This window comes from Pseudomonas sp. 22085 (assembly GCF_052045815.1).
Taxonomy (GTDB): domain Bacteria; phylum Pseudomonadota; class Gammaproteobacteria; order Pseudomonadales; family Pseudomonadaceae; genus Aquipseudomonas; species Aquipseudomonas glycinae.
This window is the reverse complement of sequence record NZ_JBQEQA010000006.1, coordinates 95,239-112,934: the sequence shown is the minus strand read 5'-3', so window position 1 is coordinate 112,934 and position 17,696 is coordinate 95,239. Positions and strand designations below refer to the sequence as shown.

The window sequence follows — 17,696 nt, the reverse complement described above, 5'->3', positions numbered from 1 at the left end:
AGTGTCGCCTCACTGGTGCCCTTCAGATGCCTTCAGGCTTGCCATGTCCTGATCCAGCATTAGCCACATAACCCAAACCAAGAACCTTTTGATCGACCTTGGAAGATGCCCATGCGGCTCCCTCCTTGCCGTCTTGTCGTGTGCGTCTATGGCGCCAAGGTCGATCAAAGGGTCACCTCACAGGAGATCCAATTCAATGAATATCACCATCACTAAAGTCCTGAAGAACGAAGTAACTGTGTCGGGTCAGACCCTCAATCGTGAGTACGTCGAAAGCGTCATGTTGCCCTTGTTGATGGCCCAGTGTGGCCGGAACAACGGCACCAAGTTCGGCGTTATCAAAGCCTTCGAGGAAGCCGGTTTGTCCCTCAAGGCCATCCAAGAGGACGCTCAGGTCTACTTCATGACCAAGCGGGAGCAGAAAGCGACCCGTGAGCAACTTCAGCGGGAAGCCGACGAGCGTGCTGAACGTTTACGCGAGTGGACGCCACGCGAACTGGCCCAAGCGAAAGCTGACAGAGAGGCCCGCGCTGCTGCCATCCGTGAACAAGCTCAAAAGGTTTTGGCAGCACGCTCCCGTAATAACGGCTGATAGCTCCAGATCTGCACCAATCACTTCCCTACTTATTCTTCAGGAGACCAATTTCAATGAAACAGCCTAATCAATACGTCAAACCATCGACTTACAGCACTGCTCTCACCGATAGTCAAAACGGCTCGATCCGCTTCAATACGGCTAATGTCCGTGTGGAGACCCAAGCGGCCACCGATGTGTCCGCCTATGTGGAGGCCCTTACAGAGGCCCTCGACGATTACCTCAATGGTGATGAGTGGCGGCAAGCGGCAATCGAACATACACCTTGTGAGTTCCGTCCGGCTGGCTCTGAGGCGACCGGTCAGCAAATCATCACGATGGCTGATCGCTCCGTCACTTTTGACCCTCGTAAGAACTGGGATAACCAGACCATCTCGAAGGGCGAAGTCCTGGCCGGGTCTGTGATCTTCACCGAGCCCACCGATAAAGCTCTGGTAATCAGCAAGCGCTTCACCATCCTCGACCACAACCTAATGGCGGGCTTCACTGAGGGCTCCTTGCACCAGACCGGTGAGAAGCTGTTACGAGACATCGAGCATGAGGCCGCTGGCAAGATCGCTGGCATTCTGGCTACAGCTCCGAGCACCGAAAGCGTCAGTGAGCCCAAGCCTACTGGCAAACCTGCCGTGATCGCTGAGGACCTCATCGACATCTTGACGCTGCACATTAACCAGACCGTAGGCAGTTCGCTGTCTGACTTCGTGGTCTTGCTTCCTGTGTCGCTACTGGGCGTTCTTGAGCGGGCTGCTCAGCGTGCTGGAGTAGAGGATATTGAGAGCCTTATCGGCGCCTCTGTGCAGCCTTACTCGGGCACTGACTATGGTCTGTTCCTGCTGCCGAAGCTGTTCACCTCGCTGAGCTATCGCGAAGGCCGTAACGGTGACGTGTGGAAGATCCAAGCGACCCGCAACGGTGCCCACCAGTGCTGGGACGTTGAAATCATGGCTACCGTGGACATCGTTGCTAACGGCAAAGTCCGTGTGAAGCTGACCGCTGATGGTCTCCAGACCGAGGCTGTGGCCTTCCCGATGATTACCCGCATCACCTTGGCGTAGCTTTAGCTCGCTACTGAGCTGATCGTAAAGAGCCCCGTAAGACCGACCCGAGAGGGACCGGCAGGGGCCTCGCTTCACCAGCAATCAAAAACCCTCACCATCGGGGACAGGCAACCGTAATCCGTATCAAAGCCAGTCAACCTCGCTTCAACCCTTCGCCCGTCGCTGGGCATCCATCAAACACAGTCTTTCTGTTTGCTCTCTAAGCCACCGATCAGAGCCCGTCATGGGGCCTGTGTGCTGGTCTGTGGGAGCGAACTCAGAGAGCAAACAAAAGGAAATCATGAAATGACAATCGACATCCAACACAAGCACGCCTCCCACGTCATCATCATCGAGGGTCAGGCCTTCAAGGCTAACGACTTCGGTATGTGGGATTTGACTGACATCTGGCAGACCTTGAAGCTACCCAAGGGTAAAGCACCAGCACAGTGGCGAACCAAGCAAGCTCAGCGGTTTTTAGACATGCAAAATTTGCAGGTCATCCAAGGCCGTGCTGCTCAGACCCTCGCGACCAAACGAGCAACCATTGAGTTCGCTGGCTGGGTCTCCGATGAATTTAAGGACATGGTCTATGACGCCTTCGAGGCGATCCTTGAGATGCCTGAGGTTGCCTTGCTGGTGGCCGACAAGATGCGCAGCATGGGAAATGACCATAGCGCTGCAATCCTTGATCGCCATGTATTCAATGATCGCTGTGACTGGAAGGCCCTTAAGGTTCCCCACAAGAACACCCAAAAGGGTCTGCATGCTGCTGTAGCAAAGGGCAACCTGACACCGGCACGAGCAGCTCAGCTTGGCCTCAAGGCCATCTAATCGAATCCCCCAAGGAGAACCTAATGGACAACCTACAGGCTGCCTACTGGGTCTGCGTTGTTGTTCATGTGGTCTACTGGCTGTACGGGCACTTCAAGGCCTCTTAATGAGAATCTGACAGAAAAATCTGAAAGACCACCTCATTCATACTGACTGCCAAGGTTCCCCCGTAGACCCTCGCACAGGCCCGCACAGGCGCCATAGAGACCCTCATAGGCGGACGATAGAGACCCCAGAGCTGGGACAAATATGGCGCAAAGCTGTTACAAAACGGGGTCTTAGCGTGCTAGGCTCAGGTCTCCTAACGTGCCTCATCTGGTCGGTGTAAGGATCGTATCCTTCGCCTCTGGCAGCATCTCTGGATAGTCCAGCGTGTAGTGCAGACCCCGAGATTCCTTGCGTTCCATCGCTGACTGGATCATCAGTTCAGCTACCTGAGCAAGGTTCCTCAGTTCAATCAAGTCTCTGCTTACTCGGTAGTTGCTGTAGAACTCGTCGATTTCATCCAGCAGCAAACGCACCCGATGCTGTGCCCGTTGCAGGCGCTTGTTGGTGCGCACGATGCCCACGTAGTCCCACATGAAGCGCCGTAATTCGTCCCAGTTGTGGGCGATGATCACGTCCTCATCGGAGTCGGTCACCTGGCTGGCGTCCCAAGCGGGCAGGGCACGCGGGATGGCGACGTCGGGCAGTTGCTCAAGAATGTCTGCTGCCGCCGAACGGGCGTAGACGAAGCATTCGAGCAGCGAGTTGCTGGCCATGCGGTTGGCGCCGTGCAGACCGGTGAAGCTGGTTTCGCCGATGGCGTACAGACCGGGCACGTCGGTGCGGCCCTGTTGATCGACCATCACGCCTCCGCAGGTGTAATGCGCAGCCGGTACGACCGGAATCGGTTGCTTGGTGATGTCGATGCCGAATCCGAGGCAGCGCTCGTAGACGGTCGGGAAGTGCGATTTGATGAAGGCTTCGGGTTTGTGACTGATGTCGAGGTAGACGCAATCGATACCCAGGCGCTTCATTTCATGGTCGATCGCACGGGCGACGATGTCCCGTGGCGCCAGTTCTGCGCGTGAGTCGAAACGTTGCATGAAGCGTTCGCCGTTCGGCAGCTTCAAATGAGCCCCCTCGCCGCGCAGTGCCTCGGTTACCAGGAAACTCTTGGCTTGCGGGTGGTAGAGGCAGGTAGGGTGGAACTGGTTGAATTCAAGGTTCGCCACCCGGCAGCCTGAACGCCAGGCCATGGCGATGCCATCACCGCAGGCACCGTCGGGGTTGCTTGTATAGAGATAGACTTTGGCGGCGCCGCCGGACGCCAGGATCACGAAGCGTGCGCCGAAGGTATCGACTTCCCCGGTTTTGCGGTTGAGTACGTAGGCGCCGAGGCAACGTTCGCCTTCCAGCCCCAGCCTGCGTTCGGTGATCAGATCGACCGCTACCCGCTGTTCGAGCAATTCGATGTTCCGGCGTTTTTTGGCTTGGGCCAGCAGGGTCGTGAATATTGCAGCGCCAGTGGCATCGGCTGCGTGGATGATCCGTCGATGGCTGTGACCGCCTTCTCGGGTCAGGTGGAATTCGAAGCCGCCGTCTTCGGTGCCGGACTGTTCGTCGCGAGTGAACGGCACGCCCTGGTCGATCAGCCACTGGATCGCCTCTTTGCTGTGCTCCACGGTGAAACGCACCGCGTCTTCATGGCACAGGCCGCCGCCAGCATTGAGGGTGTCATCGACATGGGATTCGACGGTGTCGGTGTCGTCCAGCACGGCCGCGACGCCACCCTGTGCCCAATAGGTCGAGCCGTTGGCAAGATCGCCTTTGCTCAGGACGGCGATACGCAAGTGACCGGGCAGGGTCAGCGCAAGACTCAAACCGGCAGCACCGCTGCCAATCACCAGGACATCGTGTTGAAACTGTTGGCTCATTTCAGGATTCCGCTCAAAGCGACCCGGGTCGGGGTTGGCGCAGGACAGGCGGATGGGCGAGTCGAGACAGCCACACAGCCCACTAGTATATAGAGGGGTGGGGCGGCACAATAGCCGGGCGGATATGGCATTGTGAGACTACTGCGACGGAAAAATTCTGACGCTTTGTCGGAAGTTTTTTTCAGCGACTTTGGAAAAAAGCGACTGTATCGCAGATGAAACACGCTTTTTCCGCTCCCGGTTGCACAATGTCGACGCGGCACGTCTATAAATATTTGGAACTTTTGCCAGAGGCCCAAGATCAATAGACAGTTGCCCGAAACAAGGGACAGTGTCGGCTTCAATGCGGAACCTGCGGTTGGGTTCTTGCCGGCGAGCCGATGACAAGATTATTCGCGCAGCCGGTTCATCCCGCGCTGCGTTTTTCGTGCGTGCCAAATCAGAGCCCGCAGGAAACTTGCTTGGAGGGGGAGAACTTTTGCGAAAAGCCCGAGTCTATGTTTGCAAGTCCGGTCGTTTGGCCATGCAAGACTCCTCCGAGTTTATCGAGGAGTGTTCATGCTAACCCAGGAAGAGGATCAGCAGCTGGTCGAACGCGTTCAGCGTGGCGACAAGCGAGCTTTCGATCTGCTGGTGCTGAAGTATCAGCACAAAATTCTCGGGTTGATCGTGCGTTTTGTGCACGACACCCATGAAGCCCAGGACGTCGCACAAGAAGCCTTCATCAAGGCTTATCGAGCGCTTGGAAACTTCCGCGGCGACAGTGCGTTTTATACGTGGCTGTACCGCATCGCCATTAACACGGCGAAAAACTATCTGGTTTCACGCGGCCGCCGGCCGCCGGATAGTGATGTAAGTTCCGAAGATGCAGAGTTCTACGACGGCGATCACGGCCTGAAGGATCTCGAGTCTCCTGAACGAGCATTGCTGCGGGATGAGATCGAAGGCACCGTCCATCGAACCATTCAGCAACTGCCAGAGGATTTGCGTACGGCATTAACTTTGCGCGAATTTGATGGTCTGAGTTACGAGGACATCGCGAGCGTCATGCAATGTCCGGTTGGTACCGTGCGCTCCCGGATTTTCCGCGCCCGGGAGGCCATCGATAAAGCCCTGCAGCCGTTGCTGCAGGAGAACTAAAGACAGCGGCGACAGCCAAGAGAGGAACGCCATGAGTCGTGAAGCCCTGCAGGAATCGCTGTCCGCAGTGATGGATAACGAAGCGGACGAACTGGAATTGCGTCGAGTGCTTAACGCACTGGACGATGTTGAAACCCGTGAAACCTGGGCTCGTTACCAGATCGCTCGGGCAGCCATGCACAAGGATCTGTTGCTTCCGCGTCTGGATCTCGCTGCGGCTGTTTCTGCTGCGCTGGAAGATGAAGCCACCCCTGCGAAAGTGTCTCGCGGCCCATGGCGCAGTCTCGGTCGTCTGGCCGTAGCCGCTTCGGTGACCGTTGCAGTTCTGGCGGGTGTTCGTCTGTATAACCAGGATGAAATCGCTGGCGTTGAACTCGCCCAGCAATCCAATCAGCCTGTCCTTGCAACTCCTCAGGTCAAAGGCCCGGCGGTATTGGCAGGTTACAACGAGAGCTCCGAAGCTACTGGCCCGATGGCCAATGGCGTACTGCAAGGTCAGCCAGGCTGGCATGATCAGCGTCTGCCGGGTTACCTGCGCCAACACGCTCAACAGGCTGCCCTGAAAGGCACCGAGAGCGCGCTGCCTTATGCACGTGCAGCAAGTCTGGAAAACCGTTAAGGGGGATCATGCGCGCCATACCTCTACTTACGCTTCTGCTTAGCGGCTGGTTCATTGTTCCAGCCCACGCCGACGAGGCTCAGGACTGGTTGACCCGCCTGGGCCAGGCCGAGCAGCAGCAAAGCTTTCACGGCACATTCGTTTACGAGCGTAACGGTAGTTTTTCTACCCACAACATCTGGCATCGCGTCCAGAATGGTCAGGTCCGCGAGCGTTTGCTTCAGCTCGACGGTTCGGCTCAGGAAGTTCTGCGCATTGATGGGCACACTCAATGCGTCAGCGGCACCCTGATTGCGGGTCTGGGGGATTCACCCAACTCTGCCGCCCGTCCGCTTGATCCTAAAAAGCTGAAGAACTGGTATGAGCTTGCCGTCATTGGCAAGTCGCGCGTGGCCGGGCGTGAAGCAGTGATTGTATCGCTGACGCCACGTGATCAGCACCGTTACGGCTTCGAACTGCATTTGGATAAGGAAACGGGTCTGCCGCTCAAGTCGCTGCTGTTGAACGACAAGGGGCAGTTACTCGAGAGATTTCAGTTTACGCGGCTGGATACCTCTGAAGTTCCCTCCGATAGGGACCTGCAAGCCAACTCCGATTGCAAGCCAGTCAATCTCGACAGCGACAAGGCTTCTGCGGTCAAGACCGCGCAGGTCTGGCGCTCTGACTGGTTGCCTCCTGGCTTCGAACTGACCAGTAGTTCCTCGCACAAGGATCCGGAAACCAAGACACAGGTCAACAGTCTGATGTATGACGATGGTTTGGCCCGATTTTCGGTGTTTCTCGAGCCGTTGAACGGTGCAACCGTCACCGATACCCGGACTCAGCTGGGCCCGACCGTTGCTGTATCCCGCCGCCTGACAACGCCTCAAGGCGAAATGATGGTGACGGTAGTCGGCGAGATTCCAATCGGGACCGCCGAACGGATTGCCCTGTCGATGCGCAATGATGGCGCTGCAACCAGCAAACAGTGAGCTGATTCCAGCTATCTCCACTTCGTCTTCGAGACGTGAAATGTTTGCTGAGCATTTTCATTTGCAAAACACCCGAAAATTTTTTATAGGTCAGAGCCTCTCGGCTCTGGCCTTGTTTGTTGTTCCCGGAACAAAAATGCCGGCCTGTGGTTTCCGGTGTTCCTTGCTCCATATCGCTTAACCCTGCTCGTCGTAACGGGAGCTGTATGTCGATACCAAGCTTGAAGTCTTATCTCTCCATTTTCGCCACGGTGCTGGTGCTCGGTCAGGCTGTTCCTGCAGTCAATGCGGCTGAGGCGGCCAGCCCGGCCAACCTGCCGGATTTCACCCAGCTGGTCGAACAGGCCTCGCCTGCGGTGGTGAACATCAGTACCACGCAAAAGCTGCCGGATCGCAAAGTGAACCAGCAAATGCCCGACCTGGAAGGCTTGCCGCCGATGCTGCGCGAGTTCTTCGAGCGCGGCATGCCGCCGCAACAGCGTTCTCCGCGTGGTGATCGCCAGCGTGAAGCGCAGTCGCTGGGGTCGGGCTTTATCATTTCGCCGGATGGCTACATCCTGACCAATAACCATGTGATCGCCGACGCCGACGAAATCCTCGTCCGTCTGGCTGATCGCAGTGAAATGAAAGCCAAGCTGATCGGCACCGACCCACGTTCCGACGTGGCGCTGCTGAAAATCGAAGGCAAGGATCTGCCAGTGCTGAAGCTGGGCAAATCCCAGGACTTGAAAGCTGGTCAGTGGGTGGTGGCAATCGGTTCGCCATTCGGCTTTGACCACACCGTGACCCAAGGCATCGTCAGTGCCGTCGGCCGCAGCCTGCCGAACGAAAACTACGTGCCATTCATCCAGACCGACGTGCCGATCAACCCGGGTAACTCCGGTGGCCCGCTGTTCAATCTGAACGGTGAAGTGGTCGGGATCAACTCGCAGATCTACACCCGTTCCGGTGGCTTCATGGGCGTGTCGTTCGCCATCCCGATCGACGTGGCCATGGACGTTTCCAATCAACTGAAAAGCGGCGGCAAGGTCAGCCGTGGCTGGTTGGGCGTCGTCATCCAGGAAGTGAACAAGGATCTGGCCGAGTCGTTCGGTCTGGACAAACCGGCCGGTGCGCTGGTTGCGCAGATTCAGGATGACGGCCCGGCTGCCAAGGGCGGCCTGCAAGTGGGTGACGTGATCCTGAGCATGAACGGTCAACCGATCGTCATGTCTGCTGATCTGCCACATCTGGTGGGTGCATTGAAAGCTGGTGCCAAAGCCAATCTCGAAGTGATTCGTGACGGTAAGCGCAAGAATGTCGAGCTGACCGTAGGCGCCATTCCGGACGAAGACAAGGAGCTGGATGCCCTGCCTAAATCCGGTGCTGAAACCAACAGCAATCGTCTGGGTGTTTCGGTTGCCGAGCTGAGCGCCGAGCAGAAGAAAACCTACGACCTCAAAGGTGGTGTGGTGATCAAGGAAGTGCAGGATGGTCCTGCGGCCCTGATCGGTCTGCAACCGGGCGACATCATCACGCACCTGAACAATCAGGCCATTGGTTCTTCCAAGGAGTTCGCCGAGATCGCCAAGGCGCTACCGAAAAACCGTTCGGTGTCGATGCGCGTTCTGCGTCAGGGCCGTGCCAGCTTCATCACCTTCAAACTGGCTGAATGATCCAGTTGTCCAGGCAGTAAAAAAAACCGCCTCGAAAGAGGCGGTTTTTTTGTATCCGGAATTTGTCTTGGCGCGGGCTTAACCCATCATGTCCTTGACCATACGCTCTTGCTCCATCAGCTCGCGCTGACGGGCATCGATACGCGACGACAGCGGGAAGTTGCTGCCAGCCTTGCGCTTGGCGAAGTCCAGTTGCTGGATTGCCTGGCGATAATCGCCGACCAGCGCGAAATACTCGGCACGGGCCTGATGCAAGCCAATGATGTTGCCGGACAGTCCGCGGGTTTCTGCAACCTGGTACCAAACGTCTGGATCGTCCGGACGCGATTTCAACAAGCCCTCGAGTGCCTTCTCTGCATCGGCGGTGCGGTTCTGTTTCAGCAGCAGATCGACGCGTACCTGGTTCAGCGGATAGTTGCCTGGGTACTGACTGAGCATCCGGTCAACGCGGGACTGGGCATCGGCCAGCTTGTTGTTGGTGATGTCCAGATCGACCTGCGCGAGGTTGTAGATGATCTCGTTCGGCGATTTGGCCAGCAGTTGCTTGAGATTCTCTCGTGCCTCGTTCAGCTGACCGCCCTTGATCTGGGCGATCGCCAATCCGTAACGGGCCACATCGTTATTCGGATTATCGTCCAGTTGCGCGCGAAAGCGCTTGGCACCAAGGCCCGGCGTTTCTTCATAGGTCAACTGCACCCGCGCCCGGATCAGTTGGTAGCGCTTGCTGTCTTCGATACCGCCGGGTTTAGCCTGTTCGGCGCGGTTGCGGGTGTCGGCGATCCGCGATTCGGTGACCGGGTGGGTCAGCAGGAATTCCGGCGGTTTGCCATCGAAACGATACTGGCGCATCAAACGCTCGAACATGGTCGGCATCGAGCGCGGATCGTAGCCGGCCTTTTCCAGGTTAAGGATGCCGATGCGGTCGGCTTCCTGCTCGTTCTGACGCGAGAAGCGTCGTTGTTCCTGAATCGCTGCCGCTTGGGTGCCGGCAATCGCTGCAATCCCGGCATCGCCTGCGCCTGCCGCAGCGATCACGATACCAGCCAGCAGCGCTGCCATCATCGGTACCTGCATGCGCTGCGACGCCTCGACGCCACGAGCGAAGTGGCGCTGGGACAAGTGAGCCAGTTCGTGAGCCAGTACCGAGGCATATTCGCCTTCGGTCTGTGCATTGAGGAAAAGACCGCCGTTGACCCCGACAATCCCGCCCGGTGCGGCGAAGGCGTTCAGCTGCGGGCTGTTGATCAGGATGAACTCCAGGCGTCGGTCATTGACCTGGCTGGTTTCCACCAGCTTATAGACGCTGGACTCTACGTAGTCTTTGAGCTGTGGATCGTTGAGCTGCGAAACCTGGCTGCGCAGCAACGCCAGCCAGGCGCGACCCAATTGATATTCCTGTTGTGGCGAGACGATGGCAGAGCTGGCGTCACCGAGTGACGGCAGGTCGTCGGCGAAGCCCGGTGAGGCGAGCAGGCAAGCGAGCGTCAGCAGGGTAGGGCGCAGAAATGTCATGCACAAAGCCTTAGTCGACAAAGACCTTACTGTAGCCGGACACCGGGCCTGCGACCAGATATTCTAGGCAGCCTGACCACCTGATTCGGAGTGACGCATGACCGACGCTGTAGCCCATGACTGTGAACTGGACGCCAGTGGCCTGAATTGTCCGTTACCGTTGCTCAAGGCCAAGATGGAACTGAACAAGTTGCCCAGCGGTGCAATACTCAAGGTGATTGCCACGGATGCTGGCTCGCAACGCGACTTTCGCACCTTTGCCAAGTTGGCCGGTCATACGCTGCTGCGTGAAGAAGACGAGGCGGGTGTCTACCGTTACTGGCTGAAAAAAGCCTGAAACCGACCGCGTAAATGACCTAAGGAAAATTGATGTTCAAAGTGTTGCGCGACTGGATTCAGCGCTACTTCTCCGATGAAGAAGCGGTGGTGCTGGCGGTGCTGTTGTTTCTCGCCTTCACCGCTGTGCTCACGCTTGGCGGAATGCTTGCGCCGGTGCTGGCCGGCATGGTGCTGGCGTATCTGATGCAGGGGTTGGTGCTCACGCTCGAGCGCCTGCGTGTGCCCGGTGGCGCGGCGGTCGGTCTGGTGTTTGCGTTGTTCATGGGCGTGCTGATGGTGTTCATCGTCGTGGTGCTGCCGCTGCTCTGGCACCAGTTGATCACCTTGTTCAACGAGTTGCCGGGCATGCTCGCCAAGTGGCAATCGCTGCTGTTGCTGCTGCCCGAGCGCTATCCGCACCTGGTTTCCGACGAGCAGGTGCTGCAAGCGATCGAAGCGGCGCGGGGCGAGATCGGCAAGTTCGGCCAGTGGGCGCTGACGTTCTCGTTGTCGAGCTTGCCGCTGCTGGTGAACATCATGATCTATCTGGTGCTGGTGCCGATCCTGGTGTTCTTCTTCCTCAAGGACCGGGCAATGATCGGCGAGTGGGTGCGCGGCTATTTGCCGCGCGAACGGGCGCTGATCACCCGGGTTGCCGAGGAAATGAACCGGCAGATCGCCAACTACATTCGCGGCAAGGTCATCGAGATCGTGATTTGTGGTGGCGTGACCTACATCGCGTTCGTCGCGCTGGGGCTCAATTATGCGGCGCTGCTGGCCCTGTTGGTGGGCGTGTCGGTGGTGGTGCCGTATGTCGGTGCGGTGGTGGTGACCGTACCGGTGCTGCTGATTGCGCTGTTCCAGTGGGGCTGGAGCGATCAGTTTATCTATCTGATGGCGGTTTACGGGATCATCCAGACGCTGGATGGCAACGTGCTGGTGCCGTTGCTGTTCTCCGAAGCGGTCAACCTGCACCCGGTGGCGATCATTTGTGCGGTGCTGTTGTTCGGCGGGTTGTGGGGATTCTGGGGAGTGTTCTTCGCGATTCCGCTGGCGACGCTGTTCAAGGCTGTGCTGGATGCCTGGCCGCGCAAGGAGCCGGCGGTAGCGCCGCTGCTTTGAAAATGGAGCGGCGCCCGCGAGGGCGCCGACAGCATCAGGCCTTGTTCAGCGCCTGAGCAGCAGCCAGCACTGCATCCACATGTCCTGGCACTTTCACGCCGCGCCATTCCTGACGCAGTACGCCGTCCCTGTCGATCAGGAACGTGCTGCGATCAACACCCAGGTATTCCTTGCCGTAGAGTTTCTTCAGCTTGATCACGTCGAACAGCTGGCAGACGGCTTCGTCCTTGTCGCTGATCAGCTCAAACGGAAATTCCTGCTTGCACTTGAAGTTCTCGTGGGACTTCAGGCTGTCGCGGGAAATCCCGAAGATTTCCGTGTTGGCAGCCTTGAATGCCGCGTATTGATCGCGAAAGCCCTGGCCTTCAGTGGTGCAGCCCGGGGTGCTGTCCTTCGGATAGAAGTAGATCACCACTTGCTTGCCCTTGAGGGCCGAAAGGCTGACGGTCTGCCCGCTGGTGGCAAGTGCTTCGAAATCCGTAACCGGTTGGTCGATGACAACGGCCATGAAAGCTTCCTTACATTGGGTTCTGTGGGCGCCACGGTTCGATCAGTGCATCCAGGTTCATGGCGTCGGCGAAATCCAGGAACTGGTCGCGCAGCCAGCTGATCTGGGTGCCGGCGGGCAGGGTCACGGTGAACGTGGCGTTGAGCATGGTGCCGCCGGTCTGCGGTGCCTGATAGGTATCGCACGTCAGGTTTTCCAGCTCGACGTTGTGATCCATGAAGAACTGGCACAGCTCGTTGATGATGTCCGGACGGTACGCCGAAGACACGTAAGCCACGTACGGCAGGGCTTGCGGACGGTTTTCCAGGGCGGCGCTGCGCACCACGTTGACGGTGAACGCATGACGCTTGGCCAGCACCGGCAGGCTGCCTTCAAGGCGTGCCAGGGCGTCCCAGCTGCCGGAGACTTCGAGCACCAGCGCGCTGCACTCGCCGTGGCGGGTCAGGCGCGAGGTAACCACCGCGCAGCGGTTTTCATGGCTGGCGCGGCACAGGACGTTGGTCAGCTCCATGGGATTGGCGCCGAGGGCACTGATGACAAGGAATTGTTCGCGAACTGTGGGGGTGGACATGCAGCATTCCTAAAGCGATGAGCGGTCGGTAGGGAGAGGGCGTTGATTGCCGGGGCAATGCCTGTCCGGAAGGCCCGGTTCGTGTGGCGCTACGGCTTCATGAACAAGCAAGCGTACGGCAACGATACTGGAACGGGGCCCGGGAGGCCGAAACGGGAGGCTGGAACCCGGCGTACAAGCTGATCAGTACCGATCAAAGTCTGAAGGGTAGCGAAAAGCGGCGCCAAGGGGAATGGCGGCACAGTACTTCGCTTGTGCAAGCATCTTGGCGCCAGTACCATTACCGCTCTCTTTTTCCGGCAGGAGCGGTTTCATGATTGCGGGCAGTATGGTGGCACTGGTCACTCCCATGGATGCACAAGGGCGTCTTGACTGGGACAGCCTCAGCAAACTCGTGGACTTCCATCTCAAGAACGGCACCCATGCCATTGTCGCGGTCGGCACCACCGGCGAGTCGGCAACCCTTGATGTAGAAGAACACATCGCCGTCATCAAAGCCGTGGTCAAACAGGTCGCCGGTCGTATTCCGGTGATCGCCGGTACTGGCGCCAACTCGACCCGCGAAGCGGTCGAGCTCACCCGCAACGCTAAAGAAGCCGGCGCCGATGCCTGCCTGCTGGTCGTCCCGTACTACAACAAGCCGACCCAGGAAGGCCTGTACCAGCACTTCAAGCATATCGCCGAAGCGGTCGACATCCCACAGATTCTCTACAACGTTCCCGGCCGCACCTCCTGCGACATGCAGGCCGAGACCGTGATCCGCCTGTCCACCGTGCCGAACATCATCGGCATCAAGGAAGCGACCGGCGACCTGAAACGTGCCAAGGCGATCATCGACGGCGTGAGCAAGGACTTCATCGTGCTGTCCGGTGATGATCCGACCGCAGTCGAGCTGATCCTGCTGGGCGGCAAGGGCAACATCTCTGTTACCGCCAACGTCGCCCCGCGCGAAATGGCCGACCTGTGCGAGGCCGCGCTCAAGGGCGACGCCGAGACCGCACGGGCCATCAACGAAAAACTGATGCCGCTGCACAAGGACCTGTTCATCGAAGCCAACCCGATTCCGGTGAAGTGGGCTTTGGTCGAAATGGGCCTGATGCACCAAGGCATCCGCCTGCCGCTGACCTGGCTGAGCGCTCCTTGTCATGAAACGCTGCGCTCGGCCCTGCGCCAGTGCAACGTCCTGGTTTAATTGAGGAAGTACAACGCATGAAGCGAATGGCCGGACTTTCCGCACTTGCCTTGATTATCTCCAGCACCAGTGGCTGCGGATGGGTCTGGGGCCCGGAAGGTTATTTCCGTGACCGTGGTAGCGATTACCTGGAAGCGCAACAGACTGCACCGATGCAACTGCCACCGGACGTCAGCACCTCCAAGCGCCTGGATCCGCTGCTGCCGATCCCGCGCAACGTGGCCGACGACACCGCCAAGGGTGAATACATCGTCCCGCGTCCTCAACCGCTGTCGACCGTTGCCGATGCCAGCGACTACTCGCTGCAGAAGAGCGGTGATTCCCGTTGGGTCATGGCCCAGCATCCACCGGCCGAAGTCTGGCCAGTGGCGGTGCAGTACTTCCAGGACAACGGTTTCCGTCTGGATGAACAGCGCCCGCAAACCGGCGAATTCACCACCACCTGGCAGCATTCCGACGAACTGTCCGCCGCCATGGCCAAGCGCCTGAGCGCCGCGGGCGTCAGCACCGACAGTGAAACCCGCGTGCGGGTGCGCATCGAGCCGGGCGTGCAGCGCAACACCAGTGAAGTCTACGTGGTCAGCGCCGAGCGTCCTGCCGGCAGCACCGCCAATGTCGATTTCACCAACCGTTCGGTCAACACCGGCCTCGACGCCGCGCTGGTCGACGACATGCTCGCGAGCATGAGCCGTACCTCCGAGAAGGGTGGTTCGGTGTCGATGCTGGCTTCGCGTGATTTCGATACCCCGAGCCGTGTCAGCCTGAGCGAAGACGGCAGCGGCAACCCGGTACTGAACGTCGGTACGGACCTGGATCGTGCCTGGTCGAGCGTCGGTCGTGCGCTGGAACAGGGTGAATGGCGCGTTGAAGACATCAACCGCAGCCTGGGTCTTTACTACATCAACTTGTCCGAAAAGGCCGAGAAGAAAGACGAGAAACCTGGTTTCTTCAGCAGCCTGTTCGGCAGCGCGCCGACCAAGGAAGAAGTTGAAGCCCGTGCCGAGCGTTATCAAGTTCGCCTGAGCAAGGTCGGCGAAAACGTTCAGGTGACCGTCGAGAAAAACATCAATACCGTTGCGCCGGCCGATGTGGCCCGCAAAGTGTTGAGCGTGATTCAGGACAACCTGGGCTGATCCAATGCGTTTTGCCGTTCTCGGCAGCGGTAGCCAAGGGAACGGCACGCTGATCGCCAGTGCTGATACGTATGTGCTGGTGGATTGTGGTTTTTCCCTGCGGGAAACCGAAAAACGCCTGTTGCGCCTGGGTGTGAACCCGGCGCAACTGAGCGCGATACTCGTAACCCACGAACATGCCGACCACGTGCATGGCGTGGGTTTGCTGTCTCGGCGCTACAATCTGCCTGTCTACCTCAGTCGCGGCACACTGCGCGGGATGCGCAAACCGATTGAACCTGCCGGTTTCGTGACCGGTGGCGAGCAACTGCAGATCGGTGCTCTGAGCATCGGGGTCATTGCCGTGGCCCATGATGCGCAGGAGCCGACCCAGTACGTATTCAGCGATCAAGAGCAGCGGCGCTTCGGCCTGCTGACCGACCTGGGTTCCTACTGCGAGCGGGTGCTGGACGGTTATCGGGACCTCGATGCGTTGATGATCGAGTCCAATCACTGTCGCGACATGCTGGCCCGTGGTCATTACCCGTACTTTCTCAAGCAGCGGGTGGGCGGTGAGCTGGGACATTTGAACAACCATCAGGCGGCATTCCTGGTGGCCGAGTTGGGCTGGCAAGGCCTGCAACACCTGGTCCTGGCCCATCTGAGCAGCAAGAACAACCTGCCGCAGCTGGCCCGGCAATGTTTTGTCGACACCCTCGGGTGCGACCCGGACTGGCTGCAACTGGCCGATCAAGATTCAGGGCTCGACTGGCGCCACATCGCCTAGCCCATCTACTTAGCAAGCGGAGCCCATCATGGAAAAACGTGAAGAACTCTACCGCGGCAAAGCCAAATCGGTTTACAAGACCGACGACGCTGACCGCTTGATCCTGCTGTTTCGCAACGACACTTCGGCGTTCGACGGCAAGCGCATCGAGCAGCTCGACCGCAAAGGCATGGTGAACAACAAGTTCAACGCCTTCATCATGCAGAAACTCGAAGCGGCCGGTATTCCGACCCAGTTCGACAAGCTGCTGGCCGACAACGAAGTGCTGGTGAAAAAACTCGACATGATCCCGGTCGAGTGCGTCGTGCGTAACTACGCCGCCGGCAGCCTGGTCAAGCGTCTGGGCGTCGAGGAGGGCATGAAGCTCAACCCGTACACCTTCGAACTGTTCCTGAAGGACGACGCCAAGGGCGACCCGTTCATCAACGAATCCCACGTCGTGGCCTTCGGCTGGGGCACCGCCGAGCAACTGGCGCGCATGAAAGAACTGTCGCTCAAGGTCAACGAAGTCCTGAGCAAACTGTTCGACGACGCCGGCTTGCTGCTGGTGGACTTCAAGCTTGAATTCGGCGTATTCAGTGACGGCTCGATCGTCTTGGGCGACGAGTTCAGCCCGGACGGCTGCCGTCTGTGGGACAAGGACACCAAGAAGAAGATGGACAAGGACCGCTTCCGCCAGGGCCTCGGTGACGTCATCGAAGCCTACGAAGAAGTCGCCAACCGTCTGGGCGTACCGCTTTAATCGACGCAAGCATCTGATAGCACGGAAAAAATTTCGTCTGGGGGTTTCCCATTCAGCGAAAGTGTTGTTATGATGCGCGCCGTTGGAGAGATGCCAGAGTGGCCGAATGGGACGGATTCGAAATCCGTTGTACCTTCACCGGTACCTAGGGTTCGAATCCCTATCTCTCCGCCATACATAGAAAAAGCCCCGTAGCTGAGAAGCTACGGGGCTTTTTCGTTTCTGAGGTTTTTTACCTGGATCGTTTATTTACGCATCAGAACTGGATCTCTAGCTCAATTCTGATTGGTAAAAACTTAGCGATCCAGTCATTCGCGCCCTCGGAGAGATGACCCTACCTTGGCGCGATCCTTTCCAGAGAGGTTGAGTTGGCGCCGAGAGTGCCAAGACCCTTTGTCGCCTGAGCTTTCGAAGTGATTTCATTGAGCTATCATCGTTGGAAAAATGGAGGTCTGTATGAAAGAGGTTTTTTCTGTAGCGGTTATAGCAATCACCGTGGCGCTATCAGGGAGTGTTCACGCACGCGGGAGCGGCTTCGGCAGTCATTCTTCGTTCAAGTCCAGTTACTCCTACGGAAGTCGTTCCGACCATTCGGTTAGTGGATATACGCGAAGCAATGGAACGTATGTTCGCCCCTCTCATGCTACAAACCCAGACTCCACCAGAAACAATAACTACAGCACCAAAGGTAATGTGAATCCGTACACAGGAAAGTTCGGCACTAAACCTCGTGATGGCATGTAGTTATGAGGCTGCCAGAGAAGGTATTTTATTCAATTATGCTATTTGTCTTGATGCAGGGGAGTACAACAACTCTCGCAGCCACATTTGATGGCTACGAATGTACGGATGATTGCTCAGGACATCAGGCCGGTTATGAATGGGCCGAGGAAAAGGGAATTTACGATGAAAATTCCTGTAGTACCCCATCTGAGTCCTTTAACGAAGGCTGTCAGTCGTTTATCGAAGGAGGCGCAGGCGTTGTTTCAACGGACGATGATGATGGTGATGAAGAAAGCGACGATGACGAATGACGGCTCACCAAAACGGCCCCGTAGCTGA

18 protein-coding genes and 1 tRNA gene are annotated in these 17,696 nt (G+C 57.9%); 15 read left to right on the top strand and 4 right to left on the bottom strand.

All coding sequences use genetic code 11. The features are described from left to right. Nucleotides 1–196: 196 nt before the first annotated feature. The 3 genes from ACTJK7_RS08895 to ACTJK7_RS08885 all read left to right on the top strand — a co-directional run bounded on the left by ACTJK7_RS08895 (nucleotide 197) and on the right by ACTJK7_RS08885 (nucleotide 2,466). Complete coding sequence (locus ACTJK7_RS08895; RefSeq protein ID WP_085605547.1) at nucleotides 197–592, top strand: hypothetical protein; 396 nt, start codon at nucleotides 197–199, stop codon at nucleotides 590–592. Nucleotides 593–648: 56 nt separating this feature from the next. Further along, nucleotides 649–1,650 carry a hypothetical protein gene (locus ACTJK7_RS08890; protein ID WP_108560032.1) on the top strand — a complete coding sequence of 334 codons (1,002 nt, stop codon included), beginning with the start codon at nucleotides 649–651 and terminating at the stop codon, nucleotides 1,648–1,650. A 288-nt stretch (nucleotides 1,651–1,938) separates the two neighbouring features. Next, nucleotides 1,939–2,466 (top strand): hypothetical protein, encoded by a 528-nt coding sequence (locus ACTJK7_RS08885; RefSeq protein WP_108560034.1) that lies wholly within the window; start codon nucleotides 1,939–1,941, stop codon nucleotides 2,464–2,466. Between the two features lie 311 nt (nucleotides 2,467–2,777). Here ACTJK7_RS08885 and nadB read toward each other — a convergent pair whose 3' ends face one another. Next, a complete protein-coding gene (gene nadB, locus ACTJK7_RS08880; RefSeq protein ID WP_108560036.1) occupies nucleotides 2,778–4,385 on the bottom strand; it encodes an L-aspartate oxidase in 1,608 nt (535 codons plus the stop codon). Nucleotides 4,386–4,943: 558 nt separating this feature from the next. Here nadB and rpoE point away from each other — a divergent pair. From rpoE to ACTJK7_RS08860, 4 genes are all read left to right on the top strand, one after another. After that, the gene (gene rpoE, locus ACTJK7_RS08875; RefSeq protein WP_003172477.1) at nucleotides 4,944–5,525 is read left to right on the top strand and encodes an RNA polymerase sigma factor RpoE; all 582 of its coding nucleotides are present in this window, start codon (nucleotides 4,944–4,946) and stop codon (nucleotides 5,523–5,525) included. A gap of 31 nt (nucleotides 5,526–5,556) precedes the next feature. Next, entirely contained in the window at nucleotides 5,557–6,144 is a 588-nt protein-coding gene (locus tag ACTJK7_RS08870; RefSeq protein ID WP_011332903.1) for a sigma-E factor negative regulatory protein, read from the top strand. 8 nt (nucleotides 6,145–6,152) lie between these two features. After that, nucleotides 6,153–7,115 (top strand): MucB/RseB C-terminal domain-containing protein, encoded by a 963-nt coding sequence (locus tag ACTJK7_RS08865; RefSeq protein WP_323150929.1) that lies wholly within the window; start codon nucleotides 6,153–6,155, stop codon nucleotides 7,113–7,115. A 206-nt stretch (nucleotides 7,116–7,321) separates the two neighbouring features. Then, nucleotides 7,322–8,770 (top strand): DegQ family serine endoprotease, encoded by a 1,449-nt coding sequence (locus tag ACTJK7_RS08860; RefSeq protein ID WP_064383097.1) that lies wholly within the window; start codon nucleotides 7,322–7,324, stop codon nucleotides 8,768–8,770. Between the two features lie 78 nt (nucleotides 8,771–8,848). Here the strand turns inward: ACTJK7_RS08860 and ACTJK7_RS08855 are convergent, their stop codons facing one another. After that, complete coding sequence (locus ACTJK7_RS08855) at nucleotides 8,849–10,282, bottom strand: M48 family metalloprotease (RefSeq protein ID WP_108560040.1); 1,434 nt, start codon at nucleotides 10,280–10,282, stop codon at nucleotides 8,849–8,851. Between the two features lie 97 nt (nucleotides 10,283–10,379). On the opposite strand from ACTJK7_RS08855, the gene ACTJK7_RS08850 reads away from it, so the two are divergent. Both ACTJK7_RS08850 and ACTJK7_RS08845 read left to right on the top strand, forming a co-directional pair. Continuing rightward, complete coding sequence (locus tag ACTJK7_RS08850) at nucleotides 10,380–10,619, top strand: sulfurtransferase TusA family protein (protein ID WP_011332907.1); 240 nt, start codon at nucleotides 10,380–10,382, stop codon at nucleotides 10,617–10,619. Between the two features lie 32 nt (nucleotides 10,620–10,651). Further along, nucleotides 10,652–11,722: an AI-2E family transporter gene (locus tag ACTJK7_RS08845; protein ID WP_064383099.1), complete on the top strand. Its 1,071-nt coding sequence runs from the start codon at nucleotides 10,652–10,654 to the stop codon at nucleotides 11,720–11,722. A gap of 34 nt (nucleotides 11,723–11,756) precedes the next feature. Here ACTJK7_RS08845 and ACTJK7_RS08840 read toward each other — a convergent pair whose 3' ends face one another. Both ACTJK7_RS08840 and ACTJK7_RS08835 read right to left on the bottom strand, forming a co-directional pair. Continuing rightward, nucleotides 11,757–12,230: a peroxiredoxin gene (locus ACTJK7_RS08840; RefSeq protein ID WP_108560042.1), complete on the bottom strand. Its 474-nt coding sequence runs from the start codon at nucleotides 12,228–12,230 to the stop codon at nucleotides 11,757–11,759. Nucleotides 12,231–12,240: 10 nt separating this feature from the next. Continuing rightward, on the bottom strand, nucleotides 12,241–12,801 hold the full coding sequence (locus ACTJK7_RS08835) for a glycine cleavage system protein R (RefSeq protein ID WP_007958014.1): 561 nt from the start codon (nucleotides 12,799–12,801) through the stop codon (nucleotides 12,241–12,243). Between the two features lie 313 nt (nucleotides 12,802–13,114). Between ACTJK7_RS08835 and dapA the strand changes: the two genes are divergently transcribed. The 6 genes from dapA (at nucleotide 13,115) to ACTJK7_RS08805 (ending at nucleotide 17,668) form a co-directional block, all read left to right on the top strand. Next, nucleotides 13,115–13,993 (top strand): 4-hydroxy-tetrahydrodipicolinate synthase, encoded by an 879-nt coding sequence (gene dapA / locus ACTJK7_RS08830; protein WP_007958015.1) that lies wholly within the window; start codon nucleotides 13,115–13,117, stop codon nucleotides 13,991–13,993. A 17-nt stretch (nucleotides 13,994–14,010) separates the two neighbouring features. Beyond that, complete coding sequence (gene bamC, locus ACTJK7_RS08825; RefSeq protein ID WP_064383102.1) at nucleotides 14,011–15,126, top strand: outer membrane protein assembly factor BamC; 1,116 nt, start codon at nucleotides 14,011–14,013, stop codon at nucleotides 15,124–15,126. Between the two features lie 4 nt (nucleotides 15,127–15,130). Next, nucleotides 15,131–15,892, top strand: coding sequence for an MBL fold metallo-hydrolase (locus ACTJK7_RS08820; protein ID WP_064383105.1), 762 nt, complete (start codon nucleotides 15,131–15,133; stop codon nucleotides 15,890–15,892). A 28-nt stretch (nucleotides 15,893–15,920) separates the two neighbouring features. After that, nucleotides 15,921–16,634 (top strand): phosphoribosylaminoimidazolesuccinocarboxamide synthase, encoded by a 714-nt coding sequence (purC, locus tag ACTJK7_RS08815; protein ID WP_007958019.1) that lies wholly within the window; start codon nucleotides 15,921–15,923, stop codon nucleotides 16,632–16,634. Nucleotides 16,635–16,718: 84 nt separating this feature from the next. Next, nucleotides 16,719–16,808: transfer RNA gene (locus ACTJK7_RS08810), tRNA-Ser, on the top strand. A gap of 572 nt (nucleotides 16,809–17,380) precedes the next feature. After that, nucleotides 17,381–17,668 carry a hypothetical protein gene (locus ACTJK7_RS08805; RefSeq protein ID WP_199913006.1) on the top strand — a complete coding sequence of 96 codons (288 nt, stop codon included), beginning with the start codon at nucleotides 17,381–17,383 and terminating at the stop codon, nucleotides 17,666–17,668. Nucleotides 17,669–17,696: the final 28 nt, after the last annotated feature.

Bases quoted from the DNA above. Each gene is read 5' to 3' on its own strand.
- ACTJK7_RS08895 (WP_085605547.1), top strand. From the start codon at position 197: ATGAATATCACCATCACTAAAGTCCTGAAGAACGAAGTAACTGTGTCG.
- ACTJK7_RS08890 (WP_108560032.1), top strand. From the start codon at position 649: ATGAAACAGCCTAATCAATACGTCAAACCATCGACTTACAGCACTGCT.
- ACTJK7_RS08885 (WP_108560034.1), top strand. From the start codon at position 1,939: ATGACAATCGACATCCAACACAAGCACGCCTCCCACGTCATCATCATC.
- nadB (WP_108560036.1), bottom strand. From the start codon at position 4,385: ATGAGCCAACAGTTTCAACACGATGTCCTGGTGATTGGCAGCGGTGCT.
- rpoE (WP_003172477.1), top strand. From the start codon at position 4,944: ATGCTAACCCAGGAAGAGGATCAGCAGCTGGTCGAACGCGTTCAGCGT.
- ACTJK7_RS08870 (WP_011332903.1), top strand. From the start codon at position 5,557: ATGAGTCGTGAAGCCCTGCAGGAATCGCTGTCCGCAGTGATGGATAAC.
- ACTJK7_RS08865 (WP_323150929.1), top strand. From the start codon at position 6,153: ATGCGCGCCATACCTCTACTTACGCTTCTGCTTAGCGGCTGGTTCATT.
- ACTJK7_RS08860 (WP_064383097.1), top strand. From the start codon at position 7,322: ATGTCGATACCAAGCTTGAAGTCTTATCTCTCCATTTTCGCCACGGTG.
- ACTJK7_RS08855 (WP_108560040.1), bottom strand. From the start codon at position 10,282: ATGACATTTCTGCGCCCTACCCTGCTGACGCTCGCTTGCCTGCTCGCC.
- ACTJK7_RS08850 (WP_011332907.1), top strand. From the start codon at position 10,380: ATGACCGACGCTGTAGCCCATGACTGTGAACTGGACGCCAGTGGCCTG.
- ACTJK7_RS08845 (WP_064383099.1), top strand. From the start codon at position 10,652: ATGTTCAAAGTGTTGCGCGACTGGATTCAGCGCTACTTCTCCGATGAA.
- ACTJK7_RS08840 (WP_108560042.1), bottom strand. From the start codon at position 12,230: ATGGCCGTTGTCATCGACCAACCGGTTACGGATTTCGAAGCACTTGCC.
- ACTJK7_RS08835 (WP_007958014.1), bottom strand. From the start codon at position 12,801: ATGTCCACCCCCACAGTTCGCGAACAATTCCTTGTCATCAGTGCCCTC.
- dapA (WP_007958015.1), top strand. From the start codon at position 13,115: ATGATTGCGGGCAGTATGGTGGCACTGGTCACTCCCATGGATGCACAA.
- bamC (WP_064383102.1), top strand. From the start codon at position 14,011: ATGAAGCGAATGGCCGGACTTTCCGCACTTGCCTTGATTATCTCCAGC.
- ACTJK7_RS08820 (WP_064383105.1), top strand. From the start codon at position 15,131: ATGCGTTTTGCCGTTCTCGGCAGCGGTAGCCAAGGGAACGGCACGCTG.
- purC (WP_007958019.1), top strand. From the start codon at position 15,921: ATGGAAAAACGTGAAGAACTCTACCGCGGCAAAGCCAAATCGGTTTAC.
- ACTJK7_RS08805 (WP_199913006.1), top strand. From the start codon at position 17,381: ATGAGGCTGCCAGAGAAGGTATTTTATTCAATTATGCTATTTGTCTTG.